The organism is Roseovarius sp. THAF9, assembly GCF_009363715.1.
In the GTDB taxonomy this organism is placed as follows: domain Bacteria; phylum Pseudomonadota; class Alphaproteobacteria; order Rhodobacterales; family Rhodobacteraceae; genus Roseovarius.
On sequence record NZ_CP045404.1, the window covers coordinates 2,507,267 to 2,532,121 of the forward strand.

Annotated in this window: 32 protein-coding genes and 2 tRNA genes; 18 read left to right on the plus strand and 16 right to left on the minus strand. The window is 63.1% G+C overall.

The window, feature by feature from the left end:
• The first annotated feature begins 61 nt into the window (after positions 1–61).
• From FIU86_RS12445 to hisH, 9 genes are all read left to right on the plus strand, one after another.
• Complete coding sequence (locus tag FIU86_RS12445; RefSeq protein WP_152475373.1) at positions 62–880, plus strand: phosphodiesterase; 819 nt, start codon at positions 62–64, stop codon at positions 878–880.
• Between the two features lie 127 nt (positions 881–1,007).
• Positions 1,008–1,301 carry a ribbon-helix-helix domain-containing protein gene (locus FIU86_RS12450; RefSeq protein ID WP_103762446.1) on the plus strand — a complete coding sequence of 98 codons (294 nt, stop codon included), beginning with the start codon at positions 1,008–1,010 and terminating at the stop codon, positions 1,299–1,301.
• Positions 1,302–1,389: 88 nt separating this feature from the next.
• Complete coding sequence (locus FIU86_RS12455) at positions 1,390–1,785, plus strand: VOC family protein (RefSeq protein WP_152475374.1); 396 nt, start codon at positions 1,390–1,392, stop codon at positions 1,783–1,785.
• Between the two features lie 91 nt (positions 1,786–1,876).
• Positions 1,877–2,407, plus strand: a complete 531-nt coding sequence (locus FIU86_RS12460) for a Twin-arginine translocation pathway signal (RefSeq protein ID WP_152475375.1) — start codon at positions 1,877–1,879, stop codon at positions 2,405–2,407.
• Positions 2,408–2,422: 15 nt separating this feature from the next.
• Positions 2,423–3,994, plus strand: a complete 1,572-nt coding sequence (locus FIU86_RS12465; protein ID WP_152475376.1) for a GMC family oxidoreductase — start codon at positions 2,423–2,425, stop codon at positions 3,992–3,994.
• Between the two features lie 168 nt (positions 3,995–4,162).
• On the plus strand, positions 4,163–4,297 hold the full coding sequence (locus FIU86_RS23030) for a hypothetical protein (RefSeq protein WP_302848743.1): 135 nt from the start codon (positions 4,163–4,165) through the stop codon (positions 4,295–4,297).
• A gap of 166 nt (positions 4,298–4,463) precedes the next feature.
• A tRNA-Gly gene (locus FIU86_RS12470) sits at positions 4,464–4,538 on the plus strand.
• Positions 4,539–4,683: 145 nt separating this feature from the next.
• The gene (gene hisB, locus FIU86_RS12475) at positions 4,684–5,271 is read left to right on the plus strand and encodes an imidazoleglycerol-phosphate dehydratase HisB (RefSeq protein ID WP_152475377.1); all 588 of its coding nucleotides are present in this window, start codon (positions 4,684–4,686) and stop codon (positions 5,269–5,271) included.
• Positions 5,272–5,275: 4 nt separating this feature from the next.
• Positions 5,276–5,914 carry an imidazole glycerol phosphate synthase subunit HisH gene (hisH, locus tag FIU86_RS12480; protein ID WP_152475378.1) on the plus strand — a complete coding sequence of 213 codons (639 nt, stop codon included), beginning with the start codon at positions 5,276–5,278 and terminating at the stop codon, positions 5,912–5,914.
• Between the two features lie 3 nt (positions 5,915–5,917).
• Here hisH and FIU86_RS12485 read toward each other — a convergent pair whose 3' ends face one another.
• Both FIU86_RS12485 and FIU86_RS12490 read right to left on the minus strand, forming a co-directional pair.
• On the minus strand, positions 5,918–6,301 hold the full coding sequence (locus FIU86_RS12485) for a DUF2147 domain-containing protein (protein WP_152475379.1): 384 nt from the start codon (positions 6,299–6,301) through the stop codon (positions 5,918–5,920).
• A gap of 99 nt (positions 6,302–6,400) precedes the next feature.
• Positions 6,401–6,793, minus strand: a complete 393-nt coding sequence (locus FIU86_RS12490; protein ID WP_152475380.1) for a DUF2147 domain-containing protein — start codon at positions 6,791–6,793, stop codon at positions 6,401–6,403.
• A gap of 137 nt (positions 6,794–6,930) precedes the next feature.
• Between FIU86_RS12490 and hisA the strand changes: the two genes are divergently transcribed.
• Positions 6,931–7,653, plus strand: a complete 723-nt coding sequence (hisA, locus tag FIU86_RS12495) for a 1-(5-phosphoribosyl)-5-[(5-phosphoribosylamino)methylideneamino]imidazole-4-carboxamide isomerase (RefSeq protein WP_152475381.1) — start codon at positions 6,931–6,933, stop codon at positions 7,651–7,653.
• A gap of 33 nt (positions 7,654–7,686) precedes the next feature.
• Here hisA and FIU86_RS12500 read toward each other — a convergent pair whose 3' ends face one another.
• Both FIU86_RS12500 and FIU86_RS12505 read right to left on the minus strand, forming a co-directional pair.
• Positions 7,687–8,139 (minus strand): DUF302 domain-containing protein, encoded by a 453-nt coding sequence (locus tag FIU86_RS12500; RefSeq protein ID WP_152475382.1) that lies wholly within the window; start codon positions 8,137–8,139, stop codon positions 7,687–7,689.
• 163 nt (positions 8,140–8,302) lie between these two features.
• Complete coding sequence (locus tag FIU86_RS12505; protein ID WP_152475383.1) at positions 8,303–8,995, minus strand: hypothetical protein; 693 nt, start codon at positions 8,993–8,995, stop codon at positions 8,303–8,305.
• 171 nt (positions 8,996–9,166) lie between these two features.
• Between FIU86_RS12505 and hisF the strand changes: the two genes are divergently transcribed.
• From hisF to FIU86_RS12520, 3 genes are read left to right on the plus strand one after another with little or no spacing between them, the layout of a single operon-like run.
• A complete protein-coding gene (gene hisF, locus FIU86_RS12510) occupies positions 9,167–9,931 on the plus strand; it encodes an imidazole glycerol phosphate synthase subunit HisF (RefSeq protein ID WP_152475384.1) in 765 nt (254 codons plus the stop codon).
• Positions 9,928–10,239 carry a phosphoribosyl-ATP diphosphatase gene (locus tag FIU86_RS12515; RefSeq protein ID WP_152475385.1) on the plus strand — a complete coding sequence of 104 codons (312 nt, stop codon included), beginning with the start codon at positions 9,928–9,930 and terminating at the stop codon, positions 10,237–10,239. Before hisF ends, FIU86_RS12515 begins: the two co-directional genes overlap by 4 nt.
• Entirely contained in the window at positions 10,236–10,526 is a 291-nt protein-coding gene (locus FIU86_RS12520) for a Dabb family protein (protein WP_152475386.1), read from the plus strand. The genes FIU86_RS12515 and FIU86_RS12520 overlap by 4 nt, the downstream gene beginning before the upstream one ends.
• Before the next feature lie 22 nt (positions 10,527–10,548).
• Here the strand turns inward: FIU86_RS12520 and FIU86_RS12525 are convergent, their stop codons facing one another.
• The 3 genes from FIU86_RS12525 to rlmB all read right to left on the minus strand — a co-directional run bounded on the left by FIU86_RS12525 (position 10,549) and on the right by rlmB (position 12,377).
• The gene (locus FIU86_RS12525; protein ID WP_152475387.1) at positions 10,549–11,022 is read right to left on the minus strand and encodes a CoA-binding protein; all 474 of its coding nucleotides are present in this window, start codon (positions 11,020–11,022) and stop codon (positions 10,549–10,551) included.
• 194 nt (positions 11,023–11,216) lie between these two features.
• Positions 11,217–11,567 carry a hypothetical protein gene (locus FIU86_RS12530; protein ID WP_152475388.1) on the minus strand — a complete coding sequence of 117 codons (351 nt, stop codon included), beginning with the start codon at positions 11,565–11,567 and terminating at the stop codon, positions 11,217–11,219.
• A 27-nt stretch (positions 11,568–11,594) separates the two neighbouring features.
• Positions 11,595–12,377, minus strand: coding sequence for a 23S rRNA (guanosine(2251)-2'-O)-methyltransferase RlmB (gene rlmB, locus FIU86_RS12535; RefSeq protein WP_152475389.1), 783 nt, complete (start codon positions 12,375–12,377; stop codon positions 11,595–11,597).
• A gap of 107 nt (positions 12,378–12,484) precedes the next feature.
• Between rlmB and FIU86_RS12540 the strand changes: the two genes are divergently transcribed.
• Both FIU86_RS12540 and FIU86_RS12545 read left to right on the plus strand, forming a co-directional pair.
• Positions 12,485–12,568 (plus strand) — tRNA-Tyr (locus FIU86_RS12540).
• 231 nt (positions 12,569–12,799) lie between these two features.
• Positions 12,800–13,702 (plus strand): hypothetical protein, encoded by a 903-nt coding sequence (locus FIU86_RS12545; protein ID WP_152475390.1) that lies wholly within the window; start codon positions 12,800–12,802, stop codon positions 13,700–13,702.
• Between the two features lie 18 nt (positions 13,703–13,720).
• Here the strand turns inward: FIU86_RS12545 and FIU86_RS12550 are convergent, their stop codons facing one another.
• The 9 genes from FIU86_RS12550 to FIU86_RS12585 form a co-directional block, all read right to left on the minus strand.
• Positions 13,721–14,383: a DUF1523 family protein gene (locus tag FIU86_RS12550; protein WP_152475391.1), complete on the minus strand. Its 663-nt coding sequence runs from the start codon at positions 14,381–14,383 to the stop codon at positions 13,721–13,723.
• Positions 14,384–14,394: 11 nt separating this feature from the next.
• Entirely contained in the window at positions 14,395–14,661 is a 267-nt protein-coding gene (locus FIU86_RS12555; protein WP_152475392.1) for a hypothetical protein, read from the minus strand.
• A gap of 3 nt (positions 14,662–14,664) precedes the next feature.
• Positions 14,665–16,053 carry a DUF6638 family protein gene (locus FIU86_RS12560; protein WP_152475393.1) on the minus strand — a complete coding sequence of 463 codons (1,389 nt, stop codon included), beginning with the start codon at positions 16,051–16,053 and terminating at the stop codon, positions 14,665–14,667.
• A gap of 157 nt (positions 16,054–16,210) precedes the next feature.
• Entirely contained in the window at positions 16,211–16,585 is a 375-nt protein-coding gene (locus tag FIU86_RS12565) for a hypothetical protein (protein WP_152475394.1), read from the minus strand.
• A gap of 15 nt (positions 16,586–16,600) precedes the next feature.
• Complete coding sequence (locus tag FIU86_RS12570; protein ID WP_152475395.1) at positions 16,601–18,544, minus strand: ATP-binding protein; 1,944 nt, start codon at positions 18,542–18,544, stop codon at positions 16,601–16,603.
• A gap of 68 nt (positions 18,545–18,612) precedes the next feature.
• Complete coding sequence (locus tag FIU86_RS12575) at positions 18,613–19,740, minus strand: hypothetical protein (RefSeq protein WP_152475396.1); 1,128 nt, start codon at positions 19,738–19,740, stop codon at positions 18,613–18,615.
• A gap of 228 nt (positions 19,741–19,968) precedes the next feature.
• Positions 19,969–20,133, minus strand: coding sequence for a hypothetical protein (locus FIU86_RS22580; RefSeq protein ID WP_172977495.1), 165 nt, complete (start codon positions 20,131–20,133; stop codon positions 19,969–19,971).
• A 3-nt stretch (positions 20,134–20,136) separates the two neighbouring features.
• Complete coding sequence (locus FIU86_RS12580; protein ID WP_152475397.1) at positions 20,137–21,213, minus strand: hypothetical protein; 1,077 nt, start codon at positions 21,211–21,213, stop codon at positions 20,137–20,139.
• Between the two features lie 130 nt (positions 21,214–21,343).
• Entirely contained in the window at positions 21,344–21,826 is a 483-nt protein-coding gene (locus tag FIU86_RS12585) for a hypothetical protein (RefSeq protein WP_152475398.1), read from the minus strand.
• A 107-nt stretch (positions 21,827–21,933) separates the two neighbouring features.
• Here FIU86_RS12585 and FIU86_RS12590 point away from each other — a divergent pair, with 107 nt between their 5' ends.
• The 3 genes from FIU86_RS12590 (at position 21,934) to FIU86_RS12600 (ending at position 24,827) form a co-directional block, all read left to right on the plus strand.
• Positions 21,934–22,935, plus strand: coding sequence for a hypothetical protein (locus FIU86_RS12590; RefSeq protein ID WP_152475399.1), 1,002 nt, complete (start codon positions 21,934–21,936; stop codon positions 22,933–22,935).
• Entirely contained in the window at positions 22,935–23,336 is a 402-nt protein-coding gene (locus tag FIU86_RS12595; protein WP_152475400.1) for a hypothetical protein, read from the plus strand. Before FIU86_RS12590 ends, FIU86_RS12595 begins: the two co-directional genes overlap by 1 nt.
• Before the next feature lie 189 nt (positions 23,337–23,525).
• Complete coding sequence (locus FIU86_RS12600; RefSeq protein ID WP_103762419.1) at positions 23,526–24,827, plus strand: O-acetylhomoserine aminocarboxypropyltransferase/cysteine synthase family protein; 1,302 nt, start codon at positions 23,526–23,528, stop codon at positions 24,825–24,827.
• Positions 24,828–24,855: the final 28 nt, after the last annotated feature.

Consider the following 24,855-nt stretch of genomic DNA (forward strand, 5'->3'; position numbering starts at 1 on the left):
CATCCGCCTTTCCTAATTCCGCGAATCCGATAAAGCTGCGCCGATCCGAACCGGGGCCGTCATGCAGAAAATACTCGTCTTCACCGATATCCACTTTGTTCCCGAGGGCGAGACGATCATCGGCCTCGACCCCGCCGAGCGATTTGCTCAAGGGCTTGCCCACGCGCAGCAAAATCACCCCGACGCCGATTGCATTCTCATCACCGGCGACCTCACGCATCACGGCAGCGCGCCCGAATACGAACGTCTTCACGCCGAACTGTCCAAGGCCCGCATCCCCGTCTCGCTGATGCTGGGCAACCATGACCGACGCGGCCCCTTTCGTTCGGTCTTTCCCGACACGCCGCAAACGCCCGATGGCTTCGTGCAGGACGTGATCGACCTCCACGACGCCCGCCTCATCCTGCTGGACACCCTCAACGAAGACGCAGACGACACCCATAGCGGGCTACTGTGCGACGCGCGGCTCGACTGGATGGAGGCCGCCATCGCCGGGGCCGGACGCCGCCGGGTCATCCTCTTCATGCACCACCCGCCCATCCTGACCGGGTTCGGCGGGATGGACTGGATCGGGCTGAAATCACGCCGCCAATTGGCCGCGCGACTGGAAGGCCACGACAATGTCCATCAGATCGTCGCCGGTCATATCCACCGCACGATTCAAGGCGGTTTCGCCACCGGAGCGGGCAACCGCATCCCCACCGCGATCTTCAAAAGCCCCTGCCACCAGATGCCCATGGCGCTCGGCTTTCAGGATCCCAGCCTTTCGATTGACGAACCCGGCGCCTATGGCCTTCTGCTGCTTACACCGGAGGGAATCGTCGTTCACACCGAGGACTTCACCTTGCCGCCCGGCGCAGGTGTCCGCTACGATCACTAGCGCGCCGGTCATGCCATCCCAATGCGCCTGCTTTGCGTGCGGGACCAAAGTGCCCCTTCCCGTGACCAGAGTAATCGGCAATCATGGAATTCCTGAATTGGCATGATGACATAAGGGAGAACGTGACATGTGCCGCATGTTTGCCGGGCAGGACCCGGAACGATACGAACTCGAAACCCGTCGTATGCGCCTCAACGGGCAAAGCACCAGCATCCGGCTGGAAAAATCCTTTTGGCGCATTCTCGACGACATCGCCGCGAACGAGGACATTTCTACCCCGGCCTTCGTGTCGAAACTGCATGGCGAAGTGCTGGAACTGCATGGCGAGCCCAAGAATTTCACCTCGCTTTTGCGCTGCACCTGCCTTGTCTGGCAGGACAATCAGGCGACCCAGCCTGAAACCCGCATCGCCGCAGAGTAAGCTAAAACGCCTGTAGTAACGGTTTACTACCCCCATCCACCGGGCGCTTGGTACGCTTCTTCGACCATTCACAAAGTCGGAGAAGCCCATGGCAAAAGCCATTCACAGCATGATCCGCGTCCTCGACGAGGCGCGGTCGGTTGATTTCTACAAGACAGCCTTCGGGCTGGAGATCGCGGACCGCCTGGATTTCGAGAAATTCACGCTGGTCTATCTCAGCAATTCCGAGTCCGAATTCGAGCTTGAACTGACGGTCAACAAGGGGCGGGAGGAGCCCTACGACCTTGGCGATGGCTATGGCCATTTCGCCGTGTCCGTTGACGATCTGGAAGCCGAGCACGCCCGCTTTACCCAAGCCGGGCTGGAGCCGCGCAAGATCGTGGAATTCGCCCCCGACGGCGAACTTGTCGGCAAGTTCTTCTTCGTTGCAGACCCCGACGGCTACGAGATCGAGGTACTGCAACGCGCCGGGCGCTTCAAGTAACGCCCGCGACAACCGGCTTCGGGCATGGCGTGTCCCGGGGCCGGGTCAAACACCAATCACCAAAACTCACGCCGCATCTAGGGAGGACAAGATGTTGAGTACCCAGACAAGACAACTCCGCCGGCTGACCCGGCGCGACCTGCTGAAAGGCACGACCGCCTTCGGCGCGTTCGTGCTCGGGTCCGGCTACGTGGCGGGCGCGGGCGGCGCCTGGGCCACCGAAATGGACGCGCTGAAGCCCGATACGTTTGCGACGCTCGTGCAGATGGCGCGCGATATCTACCCACATGACCGCATCGCCGACGAATACTACGTGGCCGCCGTGAAAGGCTACGACAAGCCCGAGGAGGTCGACGCCGTCACCGCCGGAATCGACGCGGTGAATGACGCGGCCCGCAACATGCATGGTCTCGAATACGCCGATATCGGCTGGGAACGCGACCGCGTCGACGTGCTGCGTTCGATGGAGGACGACCCGTTCTTCCAACGCATCCGCGGCGGTCTGGTGACCGGGCTTTATAACCAGAAAGCGGTCTGGCCGGTCTTCGGCTACGAGGGCGAAAGCTTCTCCAAGGGCGGTTACATCAACCGCGGCTTCGATGACATCGTCTGGATCGGCTGAGGGAGGATTCAATCAATGACTGCACCATTTGAACTTACCGACGACAGCGTCGTCGTCGTCATCGGCACCGGCGCGGGCGGCGGGGTCCTGGCCAACGAACTCGCGCAGAAAGGCGTCAGTGTCGTCGCTCTCGAAGCAGGCGGCCGCTATCTGCCAGAGGACTACGTCAACGACGAGTGGGAAAGCTTCGGCCAACTGGCCTGGCTCGACCCGCGCACCACGTCGGGCGACTGGCGCGTGGCCAAGGATTTCTCGGGGCTGCCGGCGTGGATCGTCAAGGCCGTGGGCGGCACGACCACCCACTGGGCCGGCGCGTCCCTGCGCTTTCAAGATCACGAGTGGAAGGCGCTCACGAACTACGGCGAGGTCGAGGGCGCTTCGCTGCTCGACTGGCCCATCGATCCGCGCGAGATGGACGCCTATTACGACAAGGCCGAGAAGAAGCTGAACGTCACGCGCACCAACGGCAATCCCGGCTTGCCCGGCAACAACAACTACAAGGTGTTCGAGGCCGGCGCGAAAAAGCTGGGCTACAAGGAAGTCCACACCGGCCGCATGGCGATCAACAGCAGCGACGATCAGGATCGCCCGATGTGCCAGCAGACCGGCTTCTGCTTTCAAGGGTGCAAGTGGGGCGCCAAGTGGTCCTCGGCCTACACCGACATCCCCCAGGGCGAGGCCACCGGCAACCTCGAAGTGCGCGAAAAGGCCCACGTGGCCCGCATCCTGCACAACGAGGCGGGCAAGGTCACCGGCGTCGAGTATTTCGACGAGAACGGCGAACTGCAGATGCAGAAGGCGCGGGTTGTCTGCGTCGCGGGTAACTCGTTCGAATCGCCCCGGATGCTGCTCAATTCGGCCTCCAACATGTTCCCGAACGGTCTTGCCAACAGCTCCGATCAGGTGGGGCGAAACTACATGCGCCACATGACGGGTTCGGTTTACGCCGTATTCGACAAGCCGGTGAAGATGTGGCGCGGCACGACCATGGCGGGCATCATTCAGGACGAGTCGAAACACGACCCGAGCCGCGGCTTCGTTGGCGGCTACGAGCTGGAAACCTTGTCGCTCGGCCTGCCCTTCATCGCCGCTTTCCTCGACCCCGGCGCTTGGGGGCGTGAGTTCACCACGGCACTAGACGAGTATGAGAACATGGCCGGCATGTGGATCGTGGGCGAAGACATGCCCCAGTCGACCAACCGCGTCACGCTGAACGAAGACGTTAAGGACCAGTTCGGCCTGCCCGTGGCGAACGTGCATTTCGATGATCACCCGAACGACATCGCCATGCGCAACCACGCCTACGAGCGCGGGGCGGCGATCTATGACGCGGTAGGCGCCACGCGCACCTTTCCGACGCCGCCCTACCCCAGCACTCACAATCTTGGGACCAACCGGATGTCGGAAAATCCCGAGGACGGCGTCTGCAACAAGTGGGGCCAGACCCACGACATTGCGAACCTGTTCATCTCCGACGGCTCGCAATTCACCACCGGGGCGGCGGAAAACCCCACCCTGACCATCGTCGCCCTGGCCATCCGCCAGGCCGACCATATCGCCGGCGAGTTGTCCGCCGGCAATATCTGACCCGCATCTCCCCGGGTCGGGTTCCCGGGCGGGCCTTGCGCTCGTCCGGGGCGCGTGTTTCCGCCCAAAAGCGTGCCCGAGGCAGTTTTTCTTGCCGCAGTGTTTCAAACGCACTACTTTCGGTTGCACTTTGCTGCCTTTGGCGCCCTCTCTTGAAGGAGATGTGACGTGACCGGACTGCACGATCAGGACCACGATGTCCCCACGCCGCCCACCAAGCGGCGCCGCGCCCTGTTCCTTGCCTTTCTGCTGCTGGCCTCGACGCTGGTCTATGTCGAGTTGATCCTGCGCTACTCGACCTGACTCCGAGCATCGTGATCCCGCCGCAAAAGCTTTATCAAAGCCTTTGCCAAATCCTCTCACAAAGGATTTGGCTTGCGTCGGCCCCGATGGGAAAAAAATCTCCTTAGCTTGCGATTTTCCCTTGCAGGGCCGCGCCAGACTTTATATCTCCGCCTCACCCAAGGACGCGGGCGTAGCTCAGGGGTAGAGCATTACCTTGCCAAGGTAAGGGTCGTGAGTTCGAATCTCATCGCCCGCTCCAATTTCTCTCCAAGTTGATCGACTGGACCGGTAGAACACCGGTCCAAGTGCCGATTGGCACCACGTTTCCCCCGCCCTCTTTCGCCCCCTTGGCGCGCTGGCCAACCCCGCCTATAACGGCGCGGCAAACACTCAGGGACGCACCCATGCGCAGCGCCAGCATCACCCGCAAGACCGCGGAAACCGACATTTCCGTCAAGATTGACCTCGACGGCACCGGAACTTATGACAATCAGACCGGCGTGGGCTTCTTTGACCACATGCTGGACCAGTTGGCCCGCCACGCGCTGATCGACATGGAAATCCGCTGCATGGGCGACCTGCATATCGACGACCACCACACGGTCGAGGATGTGGGAATCGCGCTCGGCCAAGCCCTGACGCAAGCCGTGGGCGACAAGAAAGGCATCTGCCGCTACGGTGCCTGCCTGCTGCCGATGGATGACGCACTGGTGCGCGCCGCGCTGGACATTTCCGGCCGGCCCTACCTTGTGTGGAACGTCGACATGCCCACCGCCCAGATCAAGACATTCGACACCGAGTTGGTCCGCGAGTTCTTTCAGGCCTTCAGCACCCATGGCGGGTTGACGCTGCACGTGGACGCGCTGCACGGGATCAACAGCCACCACATTGCCGAAGCCGCGTTCAAGTCCGTCGCCCGCGCCCTGCGCGACGCGTTGGAAATCGACCCGCGCAAGGCCGATGCCATCCCCTCGACCAAGGGCACGCTCTGATCCCATGACAACTGTTATCGTCGACTACGAGTCCGGCAACCTGCACTCGGCCGAAAAGGCGTTTCAGCGCATGGCGGCCGAGGTGGGTGCGGACAAGGTCGTCGTGACCTCGGACCCGGAGGCCGTACGCACGGCCACCCGCATCGTGTTACCCGGCGACGGCGCCTTCCCGGCGTGCCGGAAAGAACTTTACGACCATCGCGGCCTGTTCGAGGCGATGCAGGAGGCCGTCGTAACCAAAGGCCGCCCCTTTATGGGCATATGTATCGGAATGCAGATGCTGGCCACGCGCGGGCTAGAATATACCGAGACAGACGGCTTTGACTGGATTGCCGGCACGGTCGGTCCGATCGCGCCCGCGGACCCGTTGATGAAAGTGCCGCATATGGGCTGGAACGACCTTGTGATCGACTTTCCCCATCCCGTGCTGGACGGCGTCAGCACCGGCGACCACGCCTATTTCGTGCATTCCTACCATTTCGAGGTTGTGGATCTCGGCCAGCGCATCGCCCATGTGGATTATGGCGGGCCGGTGACGGCTGTGGTAGGCCGCGACAATCTCGTCGGCACCCAGTTCCACCCGGAGAAAAGCCAGGCCACCGGCTTGCGCATCATCCGGAATTTCCTGACCTGGGCACCCTAACCCTTATTGAATCCGGGTCCAGTTCTGCGACATGCAGATCGGTCCCATGCAGCCCCGCACCGTCATACGGTCGCCCTGAAGGGTCATGCCGGCAGGGTATTCGCGCTTATGTGCCGGGATCCAGGCGCGGCCCTCATACTTGCCGTTGCCGGTGGGCGCGGCATTGCGGATCACCTTATGACCCAGACTCGCGGCCTTGATCTCTTGCCCTTGCGAATTGAAAGTGCGAGTGATCTCGCCACAAACGGCGTCGCCGCAGTCATAGACGTTCACATGGGCAATGATGCCCTTCTTGTCGGGCTCCGTCTGCCAGGTTCCCGTCACCGGATCGGCCATCGCCGCCCCGGTCAGTCCCAGAACTAGTGCACAGGATGTCGCCAAACGCATCGGCCGGGCCTCCCTCTTACCTGTTTTCAACATATTACAGGTAAGACGTAGGACCCGGCCAAATCGTTCAATCACGTTTCAGTATCAGCGGAAAAAGGCTTATTTTACCTTCGTCCACGTTCCGCCGTCGCGGCAAATGCCCAAGACACAGCCCGACACTTTCAAAGCGTTGCCGTTCATCTGAAGCCGGGAATTATAGGTCTTGCCACGGTCCGGGCTGTAGACCTTGCCGGTGTAGCTGCCATTGCCCTTGGGAACGGTCTGCGAAATGATGTTTCGACCCACGTTTTCGCTTTGGATTTCCTGGCCCTGGCCGTTGTACGCTTTCACCAGCGTGCCGCACAGTTGCGCGCCGCAGGGCTTGACGTGAATCAGCCCGGAATGGCCGTTGTCGTCCTTGGCCGTGCGCCAGTAACCTTCCAGCGGATCCGCGGCAAAGGCCGCGCCGGCACTCATCAGGGTGGCCACGACGGCCAGTGTCATCGTTCTCATGCGTTTCTCCTCCCGCAGTGATGGCGCGTACTCTGCGACCCCGACCCGACCGCGATCAAGCCTGACGCCACGTCGCGTTGCAAATGCCGTTCCGTCATGGCACATCGCGGCAAAGCCCTTTGCCCGGATGACCACCCATGATCCTCTACCCCGCCATCGACCTCAAGGACGGCCAGGCCGTACGACTCTTCAAGGGCGAAATGGAGAAGGCCACCGTGTTCAACGACGACCCCGCTGCACAGGCGATGGAGTTCGTCAATGCGGGCTGCGAATGGCTGCATCTCGTCGACCTCAACGGCGCCTTCGCAGGCGAGCCGGTGAACGCCGCCCCGGTCGAGGCGATACTGGAACGCACGCAGGTCCCCGCCCAGCTTGGCGGCGGTATCCGCGACATGGCGACGATAGAACGCTGGCTTAGCAAGGGGCTTGCCCGCGTCATCCTGGGCACCGTGGCGGTCGAAAACCCCACACTGGTACGCGAGGCGGCACAGGCGTTTCCCGGCCAGGTGGCCGTGGGCATCGACGCCCGCAACGGCCGCGTGGCGACCAAGGGCTGGGCCGAGGAAACCGATGTCATGGTCACCGACCTCGCCCGGTCCTTCGAGGACGCAGGCGTCGCTGCGATCATCTATACCGACATCAACCGCGACGGTGCCATGCAGGGCCCGAACATCGAGGCGACGGCGGCGCTTGCCAACGCCGTCTCGATTCCTGTCATCGCCTCGGGCGGCGTGTCCTCTCTCGACGACCTCGTCGCGCTAAGGGATTGCGGCGCCCCCCTCAATGGCGCAATCTCGGGCCGCGCGCTCTACGACGGGGCGCTAGACCTGAAAGAAGCCCTGCACATCCTCTCCGCCTGACACGAGGCGCGCGCGAGAGAGCGGGACGGCGGATCAGCCCCCGGCCGCCTTTTGGGTCAACTTGCCGAGCGCACCGGTCATCTTCTGGATATACTCCGCGTCGTCGTCGATCCCGTCGAGTTCATCGAACATCTCTTCGGGGTCCTCGTAGGCCAGCCAGACCTGCCCGTTCGCATCCTCGTAGACAAGAACCTTCATCGGCAGGTACAGCCCCGCCAGCGGATCGTCCTGCATCGCAGGCGTGCCCAGCTTCGGATTGCCGAAGATCAGAACCTGCGACGGGGCCAGCTCCATACCCGCATCTTGGGCGCCTTGGGCGTGATCCACTCGGGCAAAGACCGTGGCCCCCGCACCGTCCACCGCCGCTTCCAGCGCGTCCATCGTGCTGGCCACGTCATCGCTGGCCTGCACCTTCATCAGGTCGTCGTCGGCCAAGGCGGGGCTGGCCAGAAAGGTCAACGCGGCAAATGTTAGAAATCGTTTCATCTCGAATGTCTCCTGCAAGGGGTCCGTCACCCTATAAGCTAAGCCGACCGCGCCACGTGGAAATAGACATTCGCGTGATCGGCCCGATCTTGCCGTAAGCCCACGCTCACGCACGCAAACACCCGGCAAACCGCCGGGTGCAGGCTCTCTTTGAAAGACAGGCTTACTGCCAGGTCGTGTAGCCCAGCTTCAGCGTCTTGGGCGAACCGCCCGACACCGCGTTCACGCGAAACTGGCTGATCCGTCCCTCATTGGTTTTGGCGCAGATGTAGGACCCCACGGGGATATCCCGCAGCGACACCCGGTTCGCGCTGAACCGCGCGCCCCGGCAGCCGTCAAAGCCCCGGTTGCGCCGGTTGCCCACGCCAAGCTTCGCACCATTGCGCGGCGCCAGGTACAGCAGTTCCGCCGTCTCGGCCTGAAACCAGATGTCCACGCCACTGCCGCGCCCCACCGCCCCACGGTCAAGGTCCGCGGTCCAGGTTTGCGGGATATCCAGCGGCCCGGTCGAGAAGGTCCGCGCGCCGGAGCCCGAAGCCGAGCCGCTGTTGCACTCGAATTGCCGCCCGCTCACCCGGCAGGTCGCACCGTCCGGGGCATAGCGCTGGATCGATCCCGCCGGGCCATAGATGCACTGCAACGCGGCACGTCCGCCGATATTGGTGACCCGCGCCTCGGTCAGCGAGTTGACGATCGGCGTGTTCCACCAGCCTCCGGGAAGGGCGGTGGTCACCTCGCGCCGGATCTGGCTGTGCGGGCAGGTGATGGTCTCGGCCTGCGCCGGCGCGGCTGGAGCAGCGACGGCGGCTGTCATGGCCAGCGACAGCATGGCAAGGGTGGATTTGAAAGACATCATGGCTTGGTCCTTTCGGAAGGATTGGATTGAGGCGCAGAGCCGCGCCGACACCTATCCGTCGCCCATCTCCCCGGCGGGGTTCAAAAATGACAGCCCGACCGCGTAGGCGCCCAAAGCCCCATTGGCACCGCCCGCCGCCCGCGCTAGAAGGCAGGCGCGAAAGGACGGCCCATGCTCAAGATCCGCATCATTCCCTGCCTCGACGTGGCCGATGGCCGCGTGGTCAAGGGCGTGAACTTCGTCAACCTGCGTGACGCGGGCGACCCGGTGGATGCGGCCCGCGCCTATGACGCCGCAGGTGCCGACGAGCTGTGTTTTCTCGACATCCATGCCACCCACGAAAACCGCGGCGTTATGCTCGATGTGGTCACACGCACCGCCGAGCAGTGCTACATCCCGCTCACCGTGGGTGGTGGCGTCCGTACCGTGGCGGATGTGCGCGCGCTCTTGCTGGCTGGCGCCGACAAGGTCTCGTTCAACTCCGCCGCCGTGGCCGACCCCGACGTGGTGCGACTTGCCGCCGACCAGTTCGGCAGCCAGTGCATCGTCGTGGCCATCGACGCCAAGACGGTGAGCCCCGGCAAGTGGGAAATCTTCACCCATGGCGGGCGCAAACCCACCGGCATCGACGCGGTCGAGTTTGCCAAGCTGGTCGAGGACAAGGGCGCGGGGGAAATCCTGCTGACCTCGATGGACCGCGACGGCACCCGCTCGGGCTTCAACCTGCCCCTCACCCGCGCCATCGCGGATGCGGTGTCGATCCCCGTCATCGCCTCGGGCGGCGTCGGCACTCTCGATCACCTCGTCGACGGCGTGACCGAGGGCGGCGCCTCCGCCGTTCTGGCCGCCTCCATCTTCCATTTCGGCGATCACACCATCGCCGAGGCCAAGGCCCACATGGCCGCGGCCGGCATCCCGATGAGGATCGGCGCATGACCCTCGAAGAGCTGGAAAAAATCGTCGCCACCCGCGCCAGCGCCGCGCCCGAGGACAGCTGGACCGCCAAGCTGCTGGCCAAGGGCCCCGAAAAAGTGGCCGAGAAGTTCGGCGAAGAGGCCATCGAGGCGCTGATCGAAGCCGTCAAGGGCGATACACAAGGCCTCACCTCCGAGGCCGCCGATGTGCTCTTTCACCTGCTCGTCATGCTGCACAGCCGCGGCGTGTCAGTCGCCGATGTCATGGCCGAACTGTCCACGCGCCAGTCGCGCTCCGGTCTTGCAGAAAAGGCTTCCCGCTCCGAATGATCCGCCATATCGTCTTTTTCACCGCCCGCGATCCCAAGGACCTCGGCGAAATCCGCGCCGGTCTCGAAACGCTGGGCACCATCCCCTACTCGACCCATTTCGAGGTCGGCGAGAATCTCCATGCCGACACCCTGACCGGGGCCGAGGTCGATTTCGTCGTGTATGTCGAGTTCGAAAACGAAGCGGATCTAGCCGCCTACAAGGCGCATCCCGTCTACGAGGAAGCCATCCGCCGGGTCCGCCCTTTGCGCGAGATGCGCATCGCGGCAGACGTCATCGCGGGCTGACCGGCAGGCCCGACGCAGGTGCCTACAGCTTCGATGAAATCACGCCGGTATTGAAGCCGCCCATGCGCAACTCACCGAACAGGCGCTGATATTCGATCTTGGGACAACGGTTCATCACCACGTCCACGCCACGCGCCCGCGCCTTCTCGGCGGCTTCCTCGTGCCACACGCCGATCTGCATCCAGATCGTCTGAAGATCAGGAAACCGCTCCAGAGCCTCATCCACGATGGGCGGCACATGCTCGGACCGGCGAAAGATGTCCACCATGTCCACGCCGCCCTCGATCTCACCCAGCGACCCCAGAACGGTCGCCCCGAACGCCGTCTGGCCCGCGTGGCCGGGGTTGACCGGCACCACGTCGAACCCTTTCAACTTCAGGTAGCGCGCGACATAGAAACTCGGACGTACCTCTTTCATCGACACGCCCACCACCGCGATGCGCTTGGTCCGCTTCAAAATGTCCCGAAGGTCAGAATCTTTGTATGGCTCGTTCATGGTCCCACACTAGACCGTCGCTTCAAAAGAAAAAAGCGCCCGGGCAAACCCGGGCGCCAGTCGCGGAACGAGGGACAGTGAAAAGAAGCACCGGAGTTCCAGTTCGGCGCTTCGTAACTTCCAGATAGGTACTGAATTCCAGATATAAAGAGGTTGTAAATTAGGTGTGAACATTCGGTAAAAATTCGCCGTTCTCAGTCGATGATATCTTCCAGAACGTCCCAGACCTCATCCAGCACACGGCCGAAGATCGGCTTGCGCTTCCGCTTCCCGCGCCGTTTCGGGCGGTCCGGTCCCGCATCGCCCTTCCAGTCCGGTCGCAGCGCCACGGGACGGCCATCCCGACGCCTATCCACTTTCTTGCCGGGTTGCGCGCCGCGTGGCGCCCCCTTGCGCTCTTGGGCATTGTCGCGCGACACCGGCATCATCTTCATGTCGTGCAGCGGTGCACCGCAGGCGCCACAGGCCAACTCATGCCGCCCCTCGTCCAGCACCAGCACCGCCCGCGTTCCGCAGTAACAACATGTCGCGATCTTCCGGCCCATTCCGCCTCCGTCGGTTACCCCAGTCGGTTATCCTCTGGATGCATATAGGGCCACCGCCGCGGCATTTGAGACATTGAGCGATCCGAACGCCCCCGCATAGGCGATCCGCACCAATTTGTCGCAGGTCTCTCGCGTCTTCTGGCGCAGCCCCGGCCCCTCGGCCCCCAGCACCAGCGCCACGGGACGGTCCTGCATCCCGACCAGCGCCTCCTTGACGGTCTCACTGGCCTCGCCGTCAAGACCCAGCACCAGGTATCCCATGCCTTGCAACGCGCTCATCGCATCGGCGAGGTTGCGCACCCGCAAATAGGGCTGGCGCTCCAACGCGCCGCTCGCGGTCTTGGCCAGCGCCCCGGTCTCCGGCGCCGAATGGTGCCGCGGCGCGATCACCGCCGACGCGCCGAATACCTCGGCCGAGCGCAGGATCGCGCCGACGTTATGCGGGTCCGTCACCCGGTCCAGCAGCATCACCCGCGGCGGCCGAACCCCGTCGCCAAGACACACCTCTTCCAGCGCCCCCCAGTCCAGCGGCTTCACTTCCAGCGCCGCACCCTGGTGCACCGATTGCGGATCCAGCGGCGCGCTGAACTTGCGCGGGTCGGCCATCTCCGGCTGCATGCCCGAGGCCGCAATGGCATCGGCCAGCTTGTCGGCGGCGTTCTTCGTCAGCACCAGCCGCAGCTTCTCGCGGCGCGGGTTTTCCAGCGCATCGCGCACCGCGTGCAGCCCAAACAACCACACGGTTTCCGCCGCCGACGCCTTCTTGGCCTGTTCCTTTTCCACGACCCACTTGGGTTTCTTCGTTGCCATCCGGGGGCCTCCTTCACAGGCGGCGGACAATGGCCCCGCACAGTCACAATCGCAAGCGATTTTCCGGTTGACGGGGCACCGGCCCGCTTCTAAACACGCGCCTCAGTGGGCGACAGGCCGCAAGGTGTGGCAGGGGACTGTAACTCCCTCGCGGAGACGCACGCTAGGTTCGATTCCTAGGTCGCCCACCACTTCCCGATCCAAATCCCGCCGACAGAAACACAGCCGCGCAGCGGGGGCGCTACGGCTGTCCGACGCGCCAGATTATTCGCAGAATAATCTATGCCCTTGGCCCACGCTGCAGACCCGTCGATTATTCGCAGAATAATCGGCACTGGATTGCATCGGCGGAATATTGCGCGATTCCACCACATGCGCTACACTACGGGCATAAAAACACAAAACAGGCACCGGGCAGGTCCATGAAATACGTTATCCACTTGGGCGTCCACAGGACGGCGTCCATGCTGTTGCAGCAGAACCTTTCGGCCAATCTCGATCAATTGCGCGCCCAGGGCGTGTTCTACGTGAACGCCGAAACCCCCAACCTTCTGCGCCGCCAGGTGCGCATGATCCGCCGCCGGCACAGGCCCGGTTCGACCCCGAACGAGATCGGCCATTTCGAAGCCACAAACACCGCCATCACTCGGACCGCCAACGAGGCCGGCGCCGAAACGGTTCTCATTTCCGACGAGCACCGCCTTGGTCCCTCGATGACCCAAAGCCTGAAGTGGAACGAGGCGCACCCCGGCTTCTATCCGCAGGCCGCGACCAACCTGCAACACGCCCAGGCTGGCCTGCCGCTCGCGGACACGCGCCTGCTGCTCTACACCCGCAACGCCGAAAGCTACCTGCTCAGCCTCTATTCCGACGCGATCCGTCAGAACCAAGTCGCCATGACGCTGGAACAGTTCTGCCGCAGCGTGAACTTCAACTCGATCAACTTTTTTGCGCTGGAACAAGAGCTCGCGGGGCTGCACCCGAACCTTCAGGTGAAGTCGCGCCAGTTCGAGCGGATCAAGCTCGGGCCAGAGACCTACCTGCGCAGTTTCCTGCGCGATATCGGGCTCGATCCCGCGCCCTTCACCCTGCATCCCGCGCCACCGCAGCCACAGCTCGATGCGATGCAGGTCGAGGCGCTCTTGCACATCATGTCAGGCAGCCAGTCGAAACGCGCCGACATGGTCGCCCGGCTGCGCGAGAACGTGCTGCGCGGCGCGCCGAACCCGCTGGCGCCGCTGGTGCTGCCTCAATGGGTCACAGACTCGATGCGCGTCACCGACGAGGGCCGCGCCTCCGACGCGGGACGCACCCACGCCGCCTGAGGCCGCGAGCACCGGCTCTCAGCCCTTGCGCTTGTCCTTGGGCCGCCAGGTATCCAGCCAGCGCCGGACCCGTCCGCGCCGGTCCTCGATGGCATCGCCCGCCGCGTCGAACCGCGCCTCGACCCCGTCCCAGACCGGGTCGATCCGCCGCGCCCGGAACCGCCGCCACAGCCGCCAGACGCCGTAGGCGACCAGCCCGAAGACCGCGAGTATCAGGGTATTCAGCCACGGAAACGGCTTGCCCACCTCCGGACCGGCCACTGGCCATATGCTGACGCCGTTGGGAAAGATCGACAGGAACTCGTTGCGCCACCCGTAATGCTTCAGCGCGGCCCAGCGCGGCGCTTCAGAGGTCGATTTCAGGTCTGCCGCCTCGGCCTGCAGGTTCGACGTGTCGAACTTGAAATAGGGCGGCCAGCCCCAGCTTGTGTCCTCGTTGCGATAGACCATGGTGCTGCCATCCGCCCGCACCGTCTGGATGAAGAACACGTCGCGGTTGATTGCCGTGGCGTCATTGCCGGCATCGGGGCTGGCCCAGAACAGGCTGTTCTCGCCGAAATCGATCCGCTTTTCGTAGGTGTCGGTGACCCGCACGATATCGGTCTGCGGCAGGGTATAGTGAAAGAACGCCGCCACCAGCACCCAGAACGCCGCCCAGAAAAGCCATTTGAGATACACCATCGCCCGCCCCTTCAGTGAAAGTTCGTGAAATAGATGATCGCGGCCACGATGCTGAAGGGCACCACGTAGACACCAAGGATCAGCTTGCGCCGCAGCGAGCCGTCATACTCTTCCAGCCCCTTCTCGATATAGGCGTCACGGTCGCCGGGCCGGCCTTCCTCCTCCCACCATTCGCGCAGCTTGGCCTTCCGCACGCTGCGCGAATAAAGCGACAGAACCACGTAAAGGATCGTGCAGACGATGAACCCGATGATCAAAAGCCGTGCCAGTGCCGCCATGTGCTATCCCTTTCCCTTCGTGCCCGCCCGGCGAGTCACCGGCCCCCAAGGGCCGACCCGCGCCAAAACCGCCTCGAGATCCGCCGCCGGTTCCGGCGCTTTCGGCGGCGCGGGCTCTTCCATCGGCGCGTCGTGGCCAAAGAGTGCCGCGCGCGTGCCCAGCTTGTCCACCTGGTATTCGTTCAGCAGAAAATCGACGACATAGGCGCGCTTGGTGTCCGCCCACGACTCGTAGCGGCGGTAAAACAGGCTCTTGTGGCAGATGAAAAGCTGCCGCACATCCTTCGGCGCCAGTTCCGCCAGCAGCATGTTCACCAGTTCCGCGTCCTTGTGCGCCGCCGCCCGCAGCGTGTAGAAATACGCCGGGTTGTCCGAGGCGATCACCGGCCACGGCCCGCCATTCTCGGCCCAGTTCAGCAGCGCGTTCAGCGTGTGGAATTCCTCGGGCAGAAGGTCCGAATGCCGCCGCGCCAACCGGCGCATCTCGGCCCTCGTGCGGCCTGCAAGTTCGACGTCCTCACCGGCCAACGCATCGACCAGCATGAAATCCATCTTCTGCCGCAGGATCGCCGCCGCGTCGATGCCGCGTGCCTTGACGATCGGCTCCACCAGACCGTTGAGATCAAGAAAACTGGCCACCCGGTTGCGGTCAGTCAGGTCGAACACATAGTCGATCCGCCCGCCCTCGAACGGGGTCTTGTCCTGCGCACAGATTACGCCGGGCAGTTCAAGGTTTTGAAACAGGTACACCCCGCCAAAGTGACTGGTCCAGTAATTGCGCTGCTCGAAGCTCATTTCCTTCAGATCGATGGGGTTGCGCAGCACGTCGCCGGTCTGCCCCGCAAGCTCGATCATCTCCGCAATCAGCACGTCGTCGAACCACGCGTCCTCTTCCGACATGAACCGCTCGACCTTTTCATCCAGCTTTTCCGCCTGCCGCAACGCCCCGTTGGTGGTGTCCGCTTCGATGGTGATCCGTCGGATATCGAACAGTCGTTCCGGGCTGGACATGTCATAAACGCTGTTGACCAATTCACCCGCCACCGCATCCCGCGCCGTCAGCGCAAAAAGCGCCGGCTCGTTTTCCTCGATGAACTGCTTCAGGATACCGCGCGAGGTCGAAAACTGCGCATTCAGAAGCGGCGCGCGCTTCTGCTCCGTGGTCAGCAGGATGAACTGCCGGTTCACGCCTGCATGGTTGAGGTAAAGATCATCGCCCAGCTCATGCCCCACCTCCGGCGAATAGCCCGAGATATCGACATAGAAATCTGTCAGATTGGTGGTCTCGCCCGTAAGATGCTCCAGCGCGCGATTATACCGCTCCACCAGCGCCGGGCTCGTCACATGCACCAGGTTGCCGAACATCAGGCCGGATCTGATCAGACGTTCCATGCGCCACCTCCGTAGGGTGGGTTTCCATCCCACCATCCCCGGGCCGCCCCAAGCGCGCTCGCGCCCGGGACCCAATCAGAGGCCTCTTCACGGCTGCGAGTGTGAGGTCCCGGGTCAAGCCCGGGACAGGTGCGCCCCTTCACTGACCGCTTACCCATCAAGCCTCCCCTCGCACGATATCGCGGTTGCGCAATCGCTCCACACGCTGCGCCAAGCCCAGCCACATGAAGACAAGCACCGGACCCCACACCACCACCGCCGAAACCGAGGTTCGCATGTACATCCACGCCACCGCACCCTGTTCGGCAAGCCCGGGTCCGCCCATCAGGCTGCGCTTGTCGAACAGCGCGAACACACCTGCGCTCAGCCCCACCAGCAAACCGGCCGACACGATGACCGATACCAGAACCCGGCCGTGCGACCGGGTCTCCCGCGGCGCCAATAGCCACGGCAACAAGGCCGCAAACCCGCCGATGATCAGCAGCGGCAGGCCCGTGTTCAGCAATGTCACGCTCGTGTCGTTCATCGCCATTCAGCGCGCCTGATCTCACGCGCCATCCTCCTTCGCCGCCATGTACCGCCGCTTCGCCTCCTCCGTCCGGCCAAAGTCGCGCACCATGGTCTCGATTGCCACCTCGTCCGACTTGTCCGCATAGCGGAACTCGGAATCCGCGTAGCGGTTGATCTCTTGAACAACCATCTCGACCGTAATCGGCTGGCGCAGTTCCTCGATCATCCCCTTTTTCTCGTCATAGGACTTGAACAGGAACAGGTCCGGCTTCTCCATCCACTCGTCCGGCAATTCGAAATCCATCGCCCGCACCTTTACTGCGTCGGTGATGTTCTTGATCGCACGGCCCGTGAACCGCTCATCCGCCTCCTGAATGCCCTTCAGGTACGTCCCCAGCTTGGCAATCGTGTCCAGCTTACCGATATCCTTTTCCACACGCTCATAGACCCGGATCAGTCCTTCCTCATGTGGCCGCGCGTGGCTCTCGAACGATGCCGCAACGGCCTTCTTGATCTCCTGCGCGGCATAGACCTCGTGCTGGCCCAGCGGGATGTCGTGGTTCTTCCCCATCAGCAGGTAAAGGATATCAATGTAATCCTCCCGCGTCTGCGGCCCGTCCACCAGGAACCGCGCGCCCGCCCTCTGGCGCAGCGCGTCATCCACGTTCTCGGGGTAGTTCGAGAACATCCCGAAGGTGCAATTCCCCCGCACCACCGTATTGGCCCCGGCAAAGCTCTCCATCAGCACAGCGGTGATCTCCAGCTGCCCCGCGCTCGATTGCCGGTCGCCCCGCTTGCCTGCCAGTTGGTCGATATCGTCAATCGTCCCGAACCCGATCACGCCCGGATCGATCACGGTGTTGATGAACGCCTTGGCGTTCTGCGCCGACTTGCCCTGGTAGCTGTCGATGCTCTCGGTGCTCAGGTTCTGATACCGAAACGGATAGCCCACGTTGTCGCAATAGCCCTTGATCAGCCCCGCCATCATCTGGATCAGCGTCGTCTTGCCGGTCCCCGGCTTGCCATCCCCCATGAAGGTAAAGATGAACCCGCCCAGTTCGGCGAAGGGATTCAGCCGCCGGTCGAAATCATAGGCCATCAGCATTTTCGACAGCTTCAGCGCCTGGTACTTGGCGATATGGTTGCCCACCACCTCGTGCGGCTGCTTGAAGGTCATGGTCAGCGTGCTGGACTTGCCCTTTGATGCCGCGTCAAAGCCGCGAATGGTGAAATCATCCGCCTCCACACGCCAGCTTGCGCCGGTAAAGGCGGCCAGCCGCCCGGCATTCTGGGCGCGCAGCGCGATCTTCTCCATCAACTGCTCCGCAAAGGCGCTGACCGTCGCCACCAGCCGCGCATCGTCTCCGGCATGGGCCGCGATATCCTGATCCAGCTCCCACAACGCGCCGTGCAGGGCCAATTGCGAATTGTCGGTCAGAACCTCCTCTACCTCGCCCACCTCGACGCTTACCTCCGAGCCATGCGGTGCCAGCAGGAACGCCGTCGCGTTGGCAAAGACATGCCCCACCGCCAACGCCTCGGCAGCCAGAAGCTCGGTGAACTCGGTCTTGCGGTCCGCGCCCAGCGACCCGGCCAGGTTCGCCCGCCGCAAATCAGCCAGCCCGGTGACCTCGGAAAACTGCTCGCCCACGGCCAGCGCTATCGCAATCGCGCGGCGCAACCCGTGCAGCACCGTCGCCTGCATCGGGCTCACCAGCGGGTCGTCGCCATCTGCCGCCTCGATCCGCTCCACCAGGTGCACGCCCTCGGGTCGCGCGGTCGAGCGTGTCACCAGCCCCGGCGTCGTGGTACGAAACCGCCGCCGCGTGCCCAATCCGGCCGACTTTTCCTGCTGCGGCGCCTCCCCCGGCTTGGCAATGCGCGGCGTGTGGTCGAACCCCGCCAGCATCGCCGCTGCCGCCTCGTAGTGCTTGGCGATATCCTCTTCGCGCAATTCCATCGTATCGGCCGTCAGGCTCATTTCAATATTCCCAATTTTTCATTGTTCCATAAATACTCCCGCCGGAGGCGTGGCCCGGAACGGGCCAATCAATATCTTAAAACCCGCCCCCCGGCGCTGACCACGTACTTGGTGACGGACGAAAAACCCGGCGGGTTCCTTTCAGCCAGCACCTGGTAGGGCCGCTCGGGCAGGATGATGCTGCGCTCCATCCGCGTCGCCCCGGTCTCGGCCCCCTGCCCTGAAAACGGATCCAGCGCAAAGACCTGCCGCTCCACCGTTCCAAACCAGCCCGCGCGTTCCTCGATCACGCGCTCGCTTTCCAGCACCTCGTCGGTCCAGGCCAGCGCCCAGTCCTGCCCGACCGGCGCATCCGCCTGCGCCAACACCTCACGCAGCGGCCCGCTCTGGCGGGTGAAGGCGTGGCTGTACATCGGGCCCACGTGAAACCGCCGCATCCGCTTGGGGTGTAAATCGTCGAAACTCTCGTCGAACCCCTTGGCGATGGTCAGCAGCTTCAGACCGCCCAAGCTCTGCGCCATCAGATGTGCCTGCACTTCGGGCCAGCGCCGCTCGTCCTTGCCCAGGGGCGCGCGCCCCGTATCCTCGACCTCCATCAGGTAGATCGTCGGCAGGTTCACCTGGCTGTCATAGACCGCCCAGTGCAACAGGTAGCGCCGCCGCTCGTCCAGCCCGCTCACCCACTGGATCTGCGGATCGTTCTGCGCCCAGAAAAGATGCCCGCGCAGCATTTCCTCGTAATACAGCCGCTGTGACAACGCGAATTGCAGGCGCGTCGGAATCGTTCGCTCGGAAATGATCTGCTCGACCATCTCGCGCTTCAGCGTTTCGGTATCCGGCATTCCGTCCAGGTGCCGCCGCGCCTGCGCGGCATCATTGGCCATCACCATCAGTTCCGAGAACATCGGAAAGCCACTTTCCCGCACATCCATCGCCAAAGAGCCGAAAAACTGCCCGGTGTCGCGCCCGACCAGCAGGTACTTCATGCTCAGCGCCTTGAACGTATAGGCGATGCCCTGAACATAGGTCGTCAGAATTTCGACCTCCTGCTTGCTCAGGCTGCCTTCGGCCTGCATCACGGCGGCAACCCGGTTCAGATGCGCCGTAATCCGTTCGAACTTGGCGAAATAACGGCGCGACGCGAAAAGATCCGTCAGCGCCACGCGGTCCGATTTTTGGGCGCCGGTATCACTCATGTTTTCGCGTTCTGTTGTTGGCAAAGAACTTTGCAAACCATGGAAAAACAACCCAAATCAAAGCTGCCAATGTGGCTGCGTACACCATGAAATCCCTCCAGTCCGAATAGGACTGCCCACCTCCAATCGACTGATAGAAGAATTTGGTCCCGCAAAGGACCACCAGAACCAAGAACAGAACGAAGCGATAGCGCAAATCGGAAATGCCCTTGCTGGTCTTGTAAGGCATCAAGAGCGGCCACCACCGCCGCCCTTGCGGCCCCTGCTGATCAGGATCAGCCCCGCAACTCCGAAACCCACACCGACAAGGTTCACCCAGGCCGGCACCGTGAAGACAAAAGACACCACGAGGCAGACGACCGACAGAGCAATGGCAAGCGTTCCCAGCCCCATGCCCTAGCCGCCATACGCGTTGGCGTCGTGCTTCTCGATGATCTTCGAGAACCGACGCGCGAACCGCTCGTCGGCCTTGGCCTTGGCCTCCAGCACCTCGCGCGCAAAGACCATGTGATCCTCGTGCGCCTCCAGCATGTCGGCCATCTTCTGGTTGGTGGCAGCACCAATCCCCGCCATGGCGCTCTGCGCCTCCTGGTCGGTCTTCACCCCGATCTCGTTGATCCGGTGCGCCACATCCTGCTGCTGCGCGGTCTTCAGCGACTTGGTCAGCGCATCATACAGCACAACCCGCTGCTTCGTGTCGGTCTGCAACTTGTTGATCAGCACCATCTGCGTCGCCGCCTGGTTCTGAAGGCTGTCGACCCAGGTCTTGCCCTTCTCGATATACCGCTCCAGCGTCTGGCTTTTCGCCAGCTTGACCTGCTCCTGCTGCACCATCTCGTTATACTTGGCGTTCATCTCCGCCAATTCGCTTTCCAGCTTGGTGCGGGCGGCCGCGTCGGTTTCGTTGGCGATCTTGTTCTCCAACTCGATGATCTTGGGATCCATCCCCTGGATATCCGCGCGCAGCGTCTCCAGTTCGCCCACCGTCGCCTCGCGCTCGTCCAGCGTCTCGGTCAGGTTCGTCTCGACCTTCACCTTGTGCTCCTCCAGCGTGCGCAGCTGGCCTTCCAGCAATTGCACGATGATATCGGATTTCGAGATAAGGTCCTGCAACTTGTCGTCGATGCTGGCAGTGCGGATGCGCTCCTGCCGCATGCTGTCGGCCTTATGACGATTGAAGATACCCACGAAGCTTTCCCAGCCCGTCTTGTTGCGCATCTCGTCGAAGTCGCGCGAAAAGCCCGCGGTTACGTCGTCCAGCCCCATGATCAGCTCGGCAATGTTGGCGTTCATCGTCTCGGTATGCGCGTGCACCTCGTCCAGCGTGGCGTTCTCGATATCTAGGCTGGCATCCTCGCCGCCCTTGATCTTGGACCGCGCGGTTTCGATCTTGCTGGTCAGTTCGGCGATCTTCGCCTGCGCCGATGCGACCTGTTCCTGACTTTCGCGCACCTGCGCATCCAAATTCGCCATCCCTGTTCCCTTTCGAGCAAGTTAATGCCTTTAACATCAATATGGGGTCTGCGTCCCGGATTTGAAGATGCCCCCGTCGAATATCGTTTTCGCAAAAGCCGCGCCGCGGGGCAAGAAAGACATGCACGCATCAAGGAATCAGCACCTGTTTGCGTTCGAACGTCCCCGCCGCTGTGTCCAGATCATCGTAAAGGATTTCGATCTCGACGCTTTCGACAGACCCGGGCGGAAACGTCCGGTAGATGACCGTATCGCTGGTGATGGCGTTGGGTGTCGCGGTTTCCAACTGGCAGGGCGGCATCTCCCAGACCTCCATCGCGCCGCCGTTCACGCCGACGCGAAACTCGTGCATCCCACAACGCCAGCTCAGCAAATGCGTCAGGTAAAGCCAGTCCTGCCCCTCGTATTCACGCACCGCGACCCAATTGCCGCGCGTCGCCTCGACGATGGGCTTGATCTCGGCGGCGGTGGTGAATTTGCCTGTGGGTGTCTGATCCTCGGCTTCGAAAGCGCTCGAAGCCTGTGCCTCCGCCGATCCCGTCGGAGCCACCTCTTGCCCGCCGGGCTGCCCTCCCAGCGCCACGGCAAGCCCAATGAAAACCCAGTCAATCATCCGAAAATACCTTTCCTTTCAAAAATCTGCGCAACTGCCTCTCGCGCAATCGCACCGCACCGCCTATACTGCGCCGAAAGGGCAGTTCAGGCAGGCGTGACCGGAGTATGGCCGCGAAAAAGGCGAAAAACCAAGCGTTCAATATCGCGGTGGTCGGCCACGCCGGGCGGCTTCAGTTCGAGGCCGTGCTTTTCGCCGCCTCCCTGCGCGCCCGCAGTCCCAGGTTTTCCGGCCGCCTTTTCGTGGCCGAACCCCGGCCCGGCCCGCTGTGGAAGAACGACCCGACCATGCGCGGCGACATCCGTGCCCTGCTGGAAAGCTACGGCGCCGAGATTGTTCCCTTCGAGACGAAGCATTTCGGCCATGCCTATCCCTACGGCAACAAGATCGAATGCCTGACCGCCCTGCCCAAGGGCGAGCCGTTCGTGTTCTTCGACACCGACACGCTGATCACCGGCGATCTCACCCGCGTGCCATTCGATTTCGATCGCCCCACCGCCTCGCTGAAACGCGAAGGCACCTGGCCCGAGATCCAGCTCTACGGCCCCGGCTACACCCAAACTTGGAAATCGCTCTATGACAAGTTCGGCCTCGACTTCGAGTCCTCGCTCGACACGTCCCTGCCCGACGAGTATTGGCGCCGCTACCTTTATTTCAACGCCGGCTTCTTCTTCTACAAATGTCCGCATGTCTTTGGACAGCGTTTCCTCGACTACGCGCTGGCGATCCGCGACGACCCGCCCCCCGAACTGGTCTGCCAGTCGCTCGATCCCTGGCTCGACCAGGTGGCGCTGCCGCTCGTCATTCATTCCCTCGGCGGCGGTCGCGACACGCTGCCAGACGGCTTGCTCGACGGCGCGGTATCGTGCCATTACCGCCTGCTGCCGCTGCTCTACGCCCGTGAAAACGATGATGTCGTCGCCCTTTTGGAAGAGATCAGCGCCCCCAACCCGGTCAAGAAACTGCTCAAGAACTACGACGCCATTAAGTTCATGATCTACCACGGCCGCGGCCGCAAGGTGCGCGACCTCTTCGATCGCGAGAACCTGCCACGCAAGGAACAGGCAATCCGAAACACCATTCGCCGCAACGGCTTCTGGATGCGCTGATGCCACTCGGCCACGCCCCCGGTCTTACCCGCATCGCACAAGTCTTCGGCCCGTCCGATGCGATGCTGGTGGTCGCCGCACTCGAGGGCGCAGGCTTCCGCGTCTTCGTCCCGGGCTTCCACACGCTGTCGAACGCGCAATATCTGTCGGTGGCCCTCGGCGGCGTGCCGGTCATGGTCGAGGCTTCGTGCGCCATCGAGGCCGCGGCCTTTCTCGATGCGCTCGAGACCGAGCAGGTCGAACTGCTCGACCCCGACACGTTCGACCTCACCCCCGAGGACGACCTGCCGCCCCCCCGCCCGCGCGGCCTCCTGCGGCGCATCGTCGAAAGCGCTTTCTACCTGCTCACCGGCACCGCGCCCGCGCTCCGGGGGCGTTACGGGCGCAAACCACGGGGCTAGCCGCGCCCCGGCTTTTTCTTGCCGTAAATACTCAATCCGTCATAGGCCCCGATGTGCGACACCGGCCTGTTTCGCCCCGTCAGCGGCTGTGCCCGCATGGGGAGGCCACCCTAGGCCCCGACGCAATACGCTTGTCCTGCGTCCCGCCATCGCTTACCCAAATGACAAACGCCATAAGGGAGGCTTTCCATGTCCGACGACGACCGCATCCACCAGTTCGGTTTCGACACGCTGCAAATCCACGCCGGCGCCCGGCCCGACCCCGCCACCGGCGCGCGCCAGACGCCGATCTACCAGTCCACGGCCTATGTGTTCCGCGACGCCGAACATGCCGCTGCCCTCTTCAACCTTCAGGAAGTGGGCTTCATCTATTCCCGACTGACGAACCCCACCGTGGCGGTACTTCAGGAACGCGTCGCCACGCTCGAAGGCGGCGCCGGCGCCGTCTGCTGCTCCTCGGGCCACGCCGCCCAGATCATGGCGCTTTTCCCGCTGATGGGTCCGGGCAAGAACGTGGTTGTCTCCACCCGCCTCTACGGCGGTTCGGTCACGCAATTCAGCCAGACCATCAAGCGCTTCGGCTGGTCGGCCAAGTTCGTCGACATCGACGACATGGACGCCATCAAGGCCGCCATCGACGATGACACGCGCGCCGTCTTCTGCGAATCGATCGCCAACCCGGGCGGCCACATCGCCGACCTGCGCGCGGTGGCAGACGTCGCCGATGCCGCCGGCCTGCCGCTCATCGTCGACAACACGTCCGCCACGCCCTATCTCTGCCGCCCGATCGAACATGGCGCAACGCTGGTCGTGCATTCCATGACCAAGTTCCTCACCGGCAATGGCACCGTCACCGGCGGCGTCGTGGTGGATTCCGGCACCTTCGACTGGTCCGCCTCGGACAAGTTCCCGTCGCTCAGCGAACCCGAACCCGCCTATCACGGGCTGAAATTCCACGAGACCTTCGGCCCGCTCGCCTTTACCTTCCACGGCATCGCCATCGGCCTGCGCGACCTTGGCATGACGCTGAACCCGCAAGCTGCGCATTATACCCTGATGGGGATCGAGACGCTGTCTCTGCGGATGCAGAAACATGTCGAGAACGCCGAGACCGTCGCCGCCTGGCTGGAAAAGCACGACGCGGTCGAGGCCGTCACCTATGCCGGGCTCAAATCCTCCCCTTACCACAAGCGCGTCAAGACCGTCTGTCCCAAGGGCGCCGGCGGGCTTTTCACCGTTGCGTTGAAATCGGGCTACGAGGGCTGCGTCAAATTGGTGGATAATCTGGAGCTCTTCAGCCACGTCGCCAACCTCGGTGACACCCGCTCGCTGATAATCCACTCGGCCTCCACCACCCACCGCCAGCTGACCCCGGAACAGCAGACGGCGGCCGGCGCGGCGCCCAACGTGGTGCGTATCTCCATCGGCTGCGAGGATGCCGACGACATCATTGCCGATCTGGAACAGGCTCTGGCCAAGGCCAGCGCCTGACCGCCGGGGGTCTCCGCCGATCGCGGCA

What these genes read in the sequence shown, in the direction of transcription:
- FIU86_RS12445 (WP_152475373.1), top strand. Translation starts at nt 62, where the DNA reads ATGCAGAAAATACTCGTCTTCACCGATATCCACTTTGTTCCCGAGGGC.
- FIU86_RS12450 (WP_103762446.1), top strand. Translation starts at nt 1,008, where the DNA reads ATGTGCCGCATGTTTGCCGGGCAGGACCCGGAACGATACGAACTCGAA.
- FIU86_RS12455 (WP_152475374.1), top strand. Translation starts at nt 1,390, where the DNA reads ATGGCAAAAGCCATTCACAGCATGATCCGCGTCCTCGACGAGGCGCGG.
- FIU86_RS12460 (WP_152475375.1), top strand. Translation starts at nt 1,877, where the DNA reads ATGTTGAGTACCCAGACAAGACAACTCCGCCGGCTGACCCGGCGCGAC.
- FIU86_RS12465 (WP_152475376.1), top strand. Translation starts at nt 2,423, where the DNA reads ATGACTGCACCATTTGAACTTACCGACGACAGCGTCGTCGTCGTCATC.
- hisB (WP_152475377.1), top strand. Translation starts at nt 4,684, where the DNA reads ATGCGCAGCGCCAGCATCACCCGCAAGACCGCGGAAACCGACATTTCC.
- hisH (WP_152475378.1), top strand. Translation starts at nt 5,276, where the DNA reads ATGACAACTGTTATCGTCGACTACGAGTCCGGCAACCTGCACTCGGCC.
- FIU86_RS12485 (WP_152475379.1), bottom strand. Translation starts at nt 6,301, where the DNA reads ATGCGTTTGGCGACATCCTGTGCACTAGTTCTGGGACTGACCGGGGCG.
- FIU86_RS12490 (WP_152475380.1), bottom strand. Translation starts at nt 6,793, where the DNA reads ATGAGAACGATGACACTGGCCGTCGTGGCCACCCTGATGAGTGCCGGC.
- hisA (WP_152475381.1), top strand. Translation starts at nt 6,931, where the DNA reads ATGATCCTCTACCCCGCCATCGACCTCAAGGACGGCCAGGCCGTACGA.
- FIU86_RS12500 (WP_152475382.1), bottom strand. Translation starts at nt 8,139, where the DNA reads ATGAAACGATTTCTAACATTTGCCGCGTTGACCTTTCTGGCCAGCCCC.
- FIU86_RS12505 (WP_152475383.1), bottom strand. Translation starts at nt 8,995, where the DNA reads ATGATGTCTTTCAAATCCACCCTTGCCATGCTGTCGCTGGCCATGACA.
- hisF (WP_152475384.1), top strand. Translation starts at nt 9,167, where the DNA reads ATGCTCAAGATCCGCATCATTCCCTGCCTCGACGTGGCCGATGGCCGC.
- FIU86_RS12515 (WP_152475385.1), top strand. Translation starts at nt 9,928, where the DNA reads ATGACCCTCGAAGAGCTGGAAAAAATCGTCGCCACCCGCGCCAGCGCC.
- FIU86_RS12520 (WP_152475386.1), top strand. Translation starts at nt 10,236, where the DNA reads ATGATCCGCCATATCGTCTTTTTCACCGCCCGCGATCCCAAGGACCTC.
- FIU86_RS12525 (WP_152475387.1), bottom strand. Translation starts at nt 11,022, where the DNA reads ATGAACGAGCCATACAAAGATTCTGACCTTCGGGACATTTTGAAGCGG.
- FIU86_RS12530 (WP_152475388.1), bottom strand. Translation starts at nt 11,567, where the DNA reads ATGGGCCGGAAGATCGCGACATGTTGTTACTGCGGAACGCGGGCGGTG.
- rlmB (WP_152475389.1), bottom strand. Translation starts at nt 12,377, where the DNA reads ATGGCAACGAAGAAACCCAAGTGGGTCGTGGAAAAGGAACAGGCCAAG.
- FIU86_RS12545 (WP_152475390.1), top strand. Translation starts at nt 12,800, where the DNA reads ATGAAATACGTTATCCACTTGGGCGTCCACAGGACGGCGTCCATGCTG.
- FIU86_RS12550 (WP_152475391.1), bottom strand. Translation starts at nt 14,383, where the DNA reads ATGGTGTATCTCAAATGGCTTTTCTGGGCGGCGTTCTGGGTGCTGGTG.
- FIU86_RS12555 (WP_152475392.1), bottom strand. Translation starts at nt 14,661, where the DNA reads ATGGCGGCACTGGCACGGCTTTTGATCATCGGGTTCATCGTCTGCACG.
- FIU86_RS12560 (WP_152475393.1), bottom strand. Translation starts at nt 16,053, where the DNA reads ATGGAACGTCTGATCAGATCCGGCCTGATGTTCGGCAACCTGGTGCAT.
- FIU86_RS12565 (WP_152475394.1), bottom strand. Translation starts at nt 16,585, where the DNA reads ATGGCGATGAACGACACGAGCGTGACATTGCTGAACACGGGCCTGCCG.
- FIU86_RS12570 (WP_152475395.1), bottom strand. Translation starts at nt 18,544, where the DNA reads ATGAGCCTGACGGCCGATACGATGGAATTGCGCGAAGAGGATATCGCC.
- FIU86_RS12575 (WP_152475396.1), bottom strand. Translation starts at nt 19,740, where the DNA reads ATGAGTGATACCGGCGCCCAAAAATCGGACCGCGTGGCGCTGACGGAT.
- FIU86_RS22580 (WP_172977495.1), bottom strand. Translation starts at nt 20,133, where the DNA reads ATGGGGCTGGGAACGCTTGCCATTGCTCTGTCGGTCGTCTGCCTCGTG.
- FIU86_RS12580 (WP_152475397.1), bottom strand. Translation starts at nt 21,213, where the DNA reads ATGGCGAATTTGGATGCGCAGGTGCGCGAAAGTCAGGAACAGGTCGCA.
- FIU86_RS12585 (WP_152475398.1), bottom strand. Translation starts at nt 21,826, where the DNA reads ATGATTGACTGGGTTTTCATTGGGCTTGCCGTGGCGCTGGGAGGGCAG.
- FIU86_RS12590 (WP_152475399.1), top strand. Translation starts at nt 21,934, where the DNA reads ATGGCCGCGAAAAAGGCGAAAAACCAAGCGTTCAATATCGCGGTGGTC.
- FIU86_RS12595 (WP_152475400.1), top strand. Translation starts at nt 22,935, where the DNA reads ATGCCACTCGGCCACGCCCCCGGTCTTACCCGCATCGCACAAGTCTTC.
- FIU86_RS12600 (WP_103762419.1), top strand. Translation starts at nt 23,526, where the DNA reads ATGTCCGACGACGACCGCATCCACCAGTTCGGTTTCGACACGCTGCAA.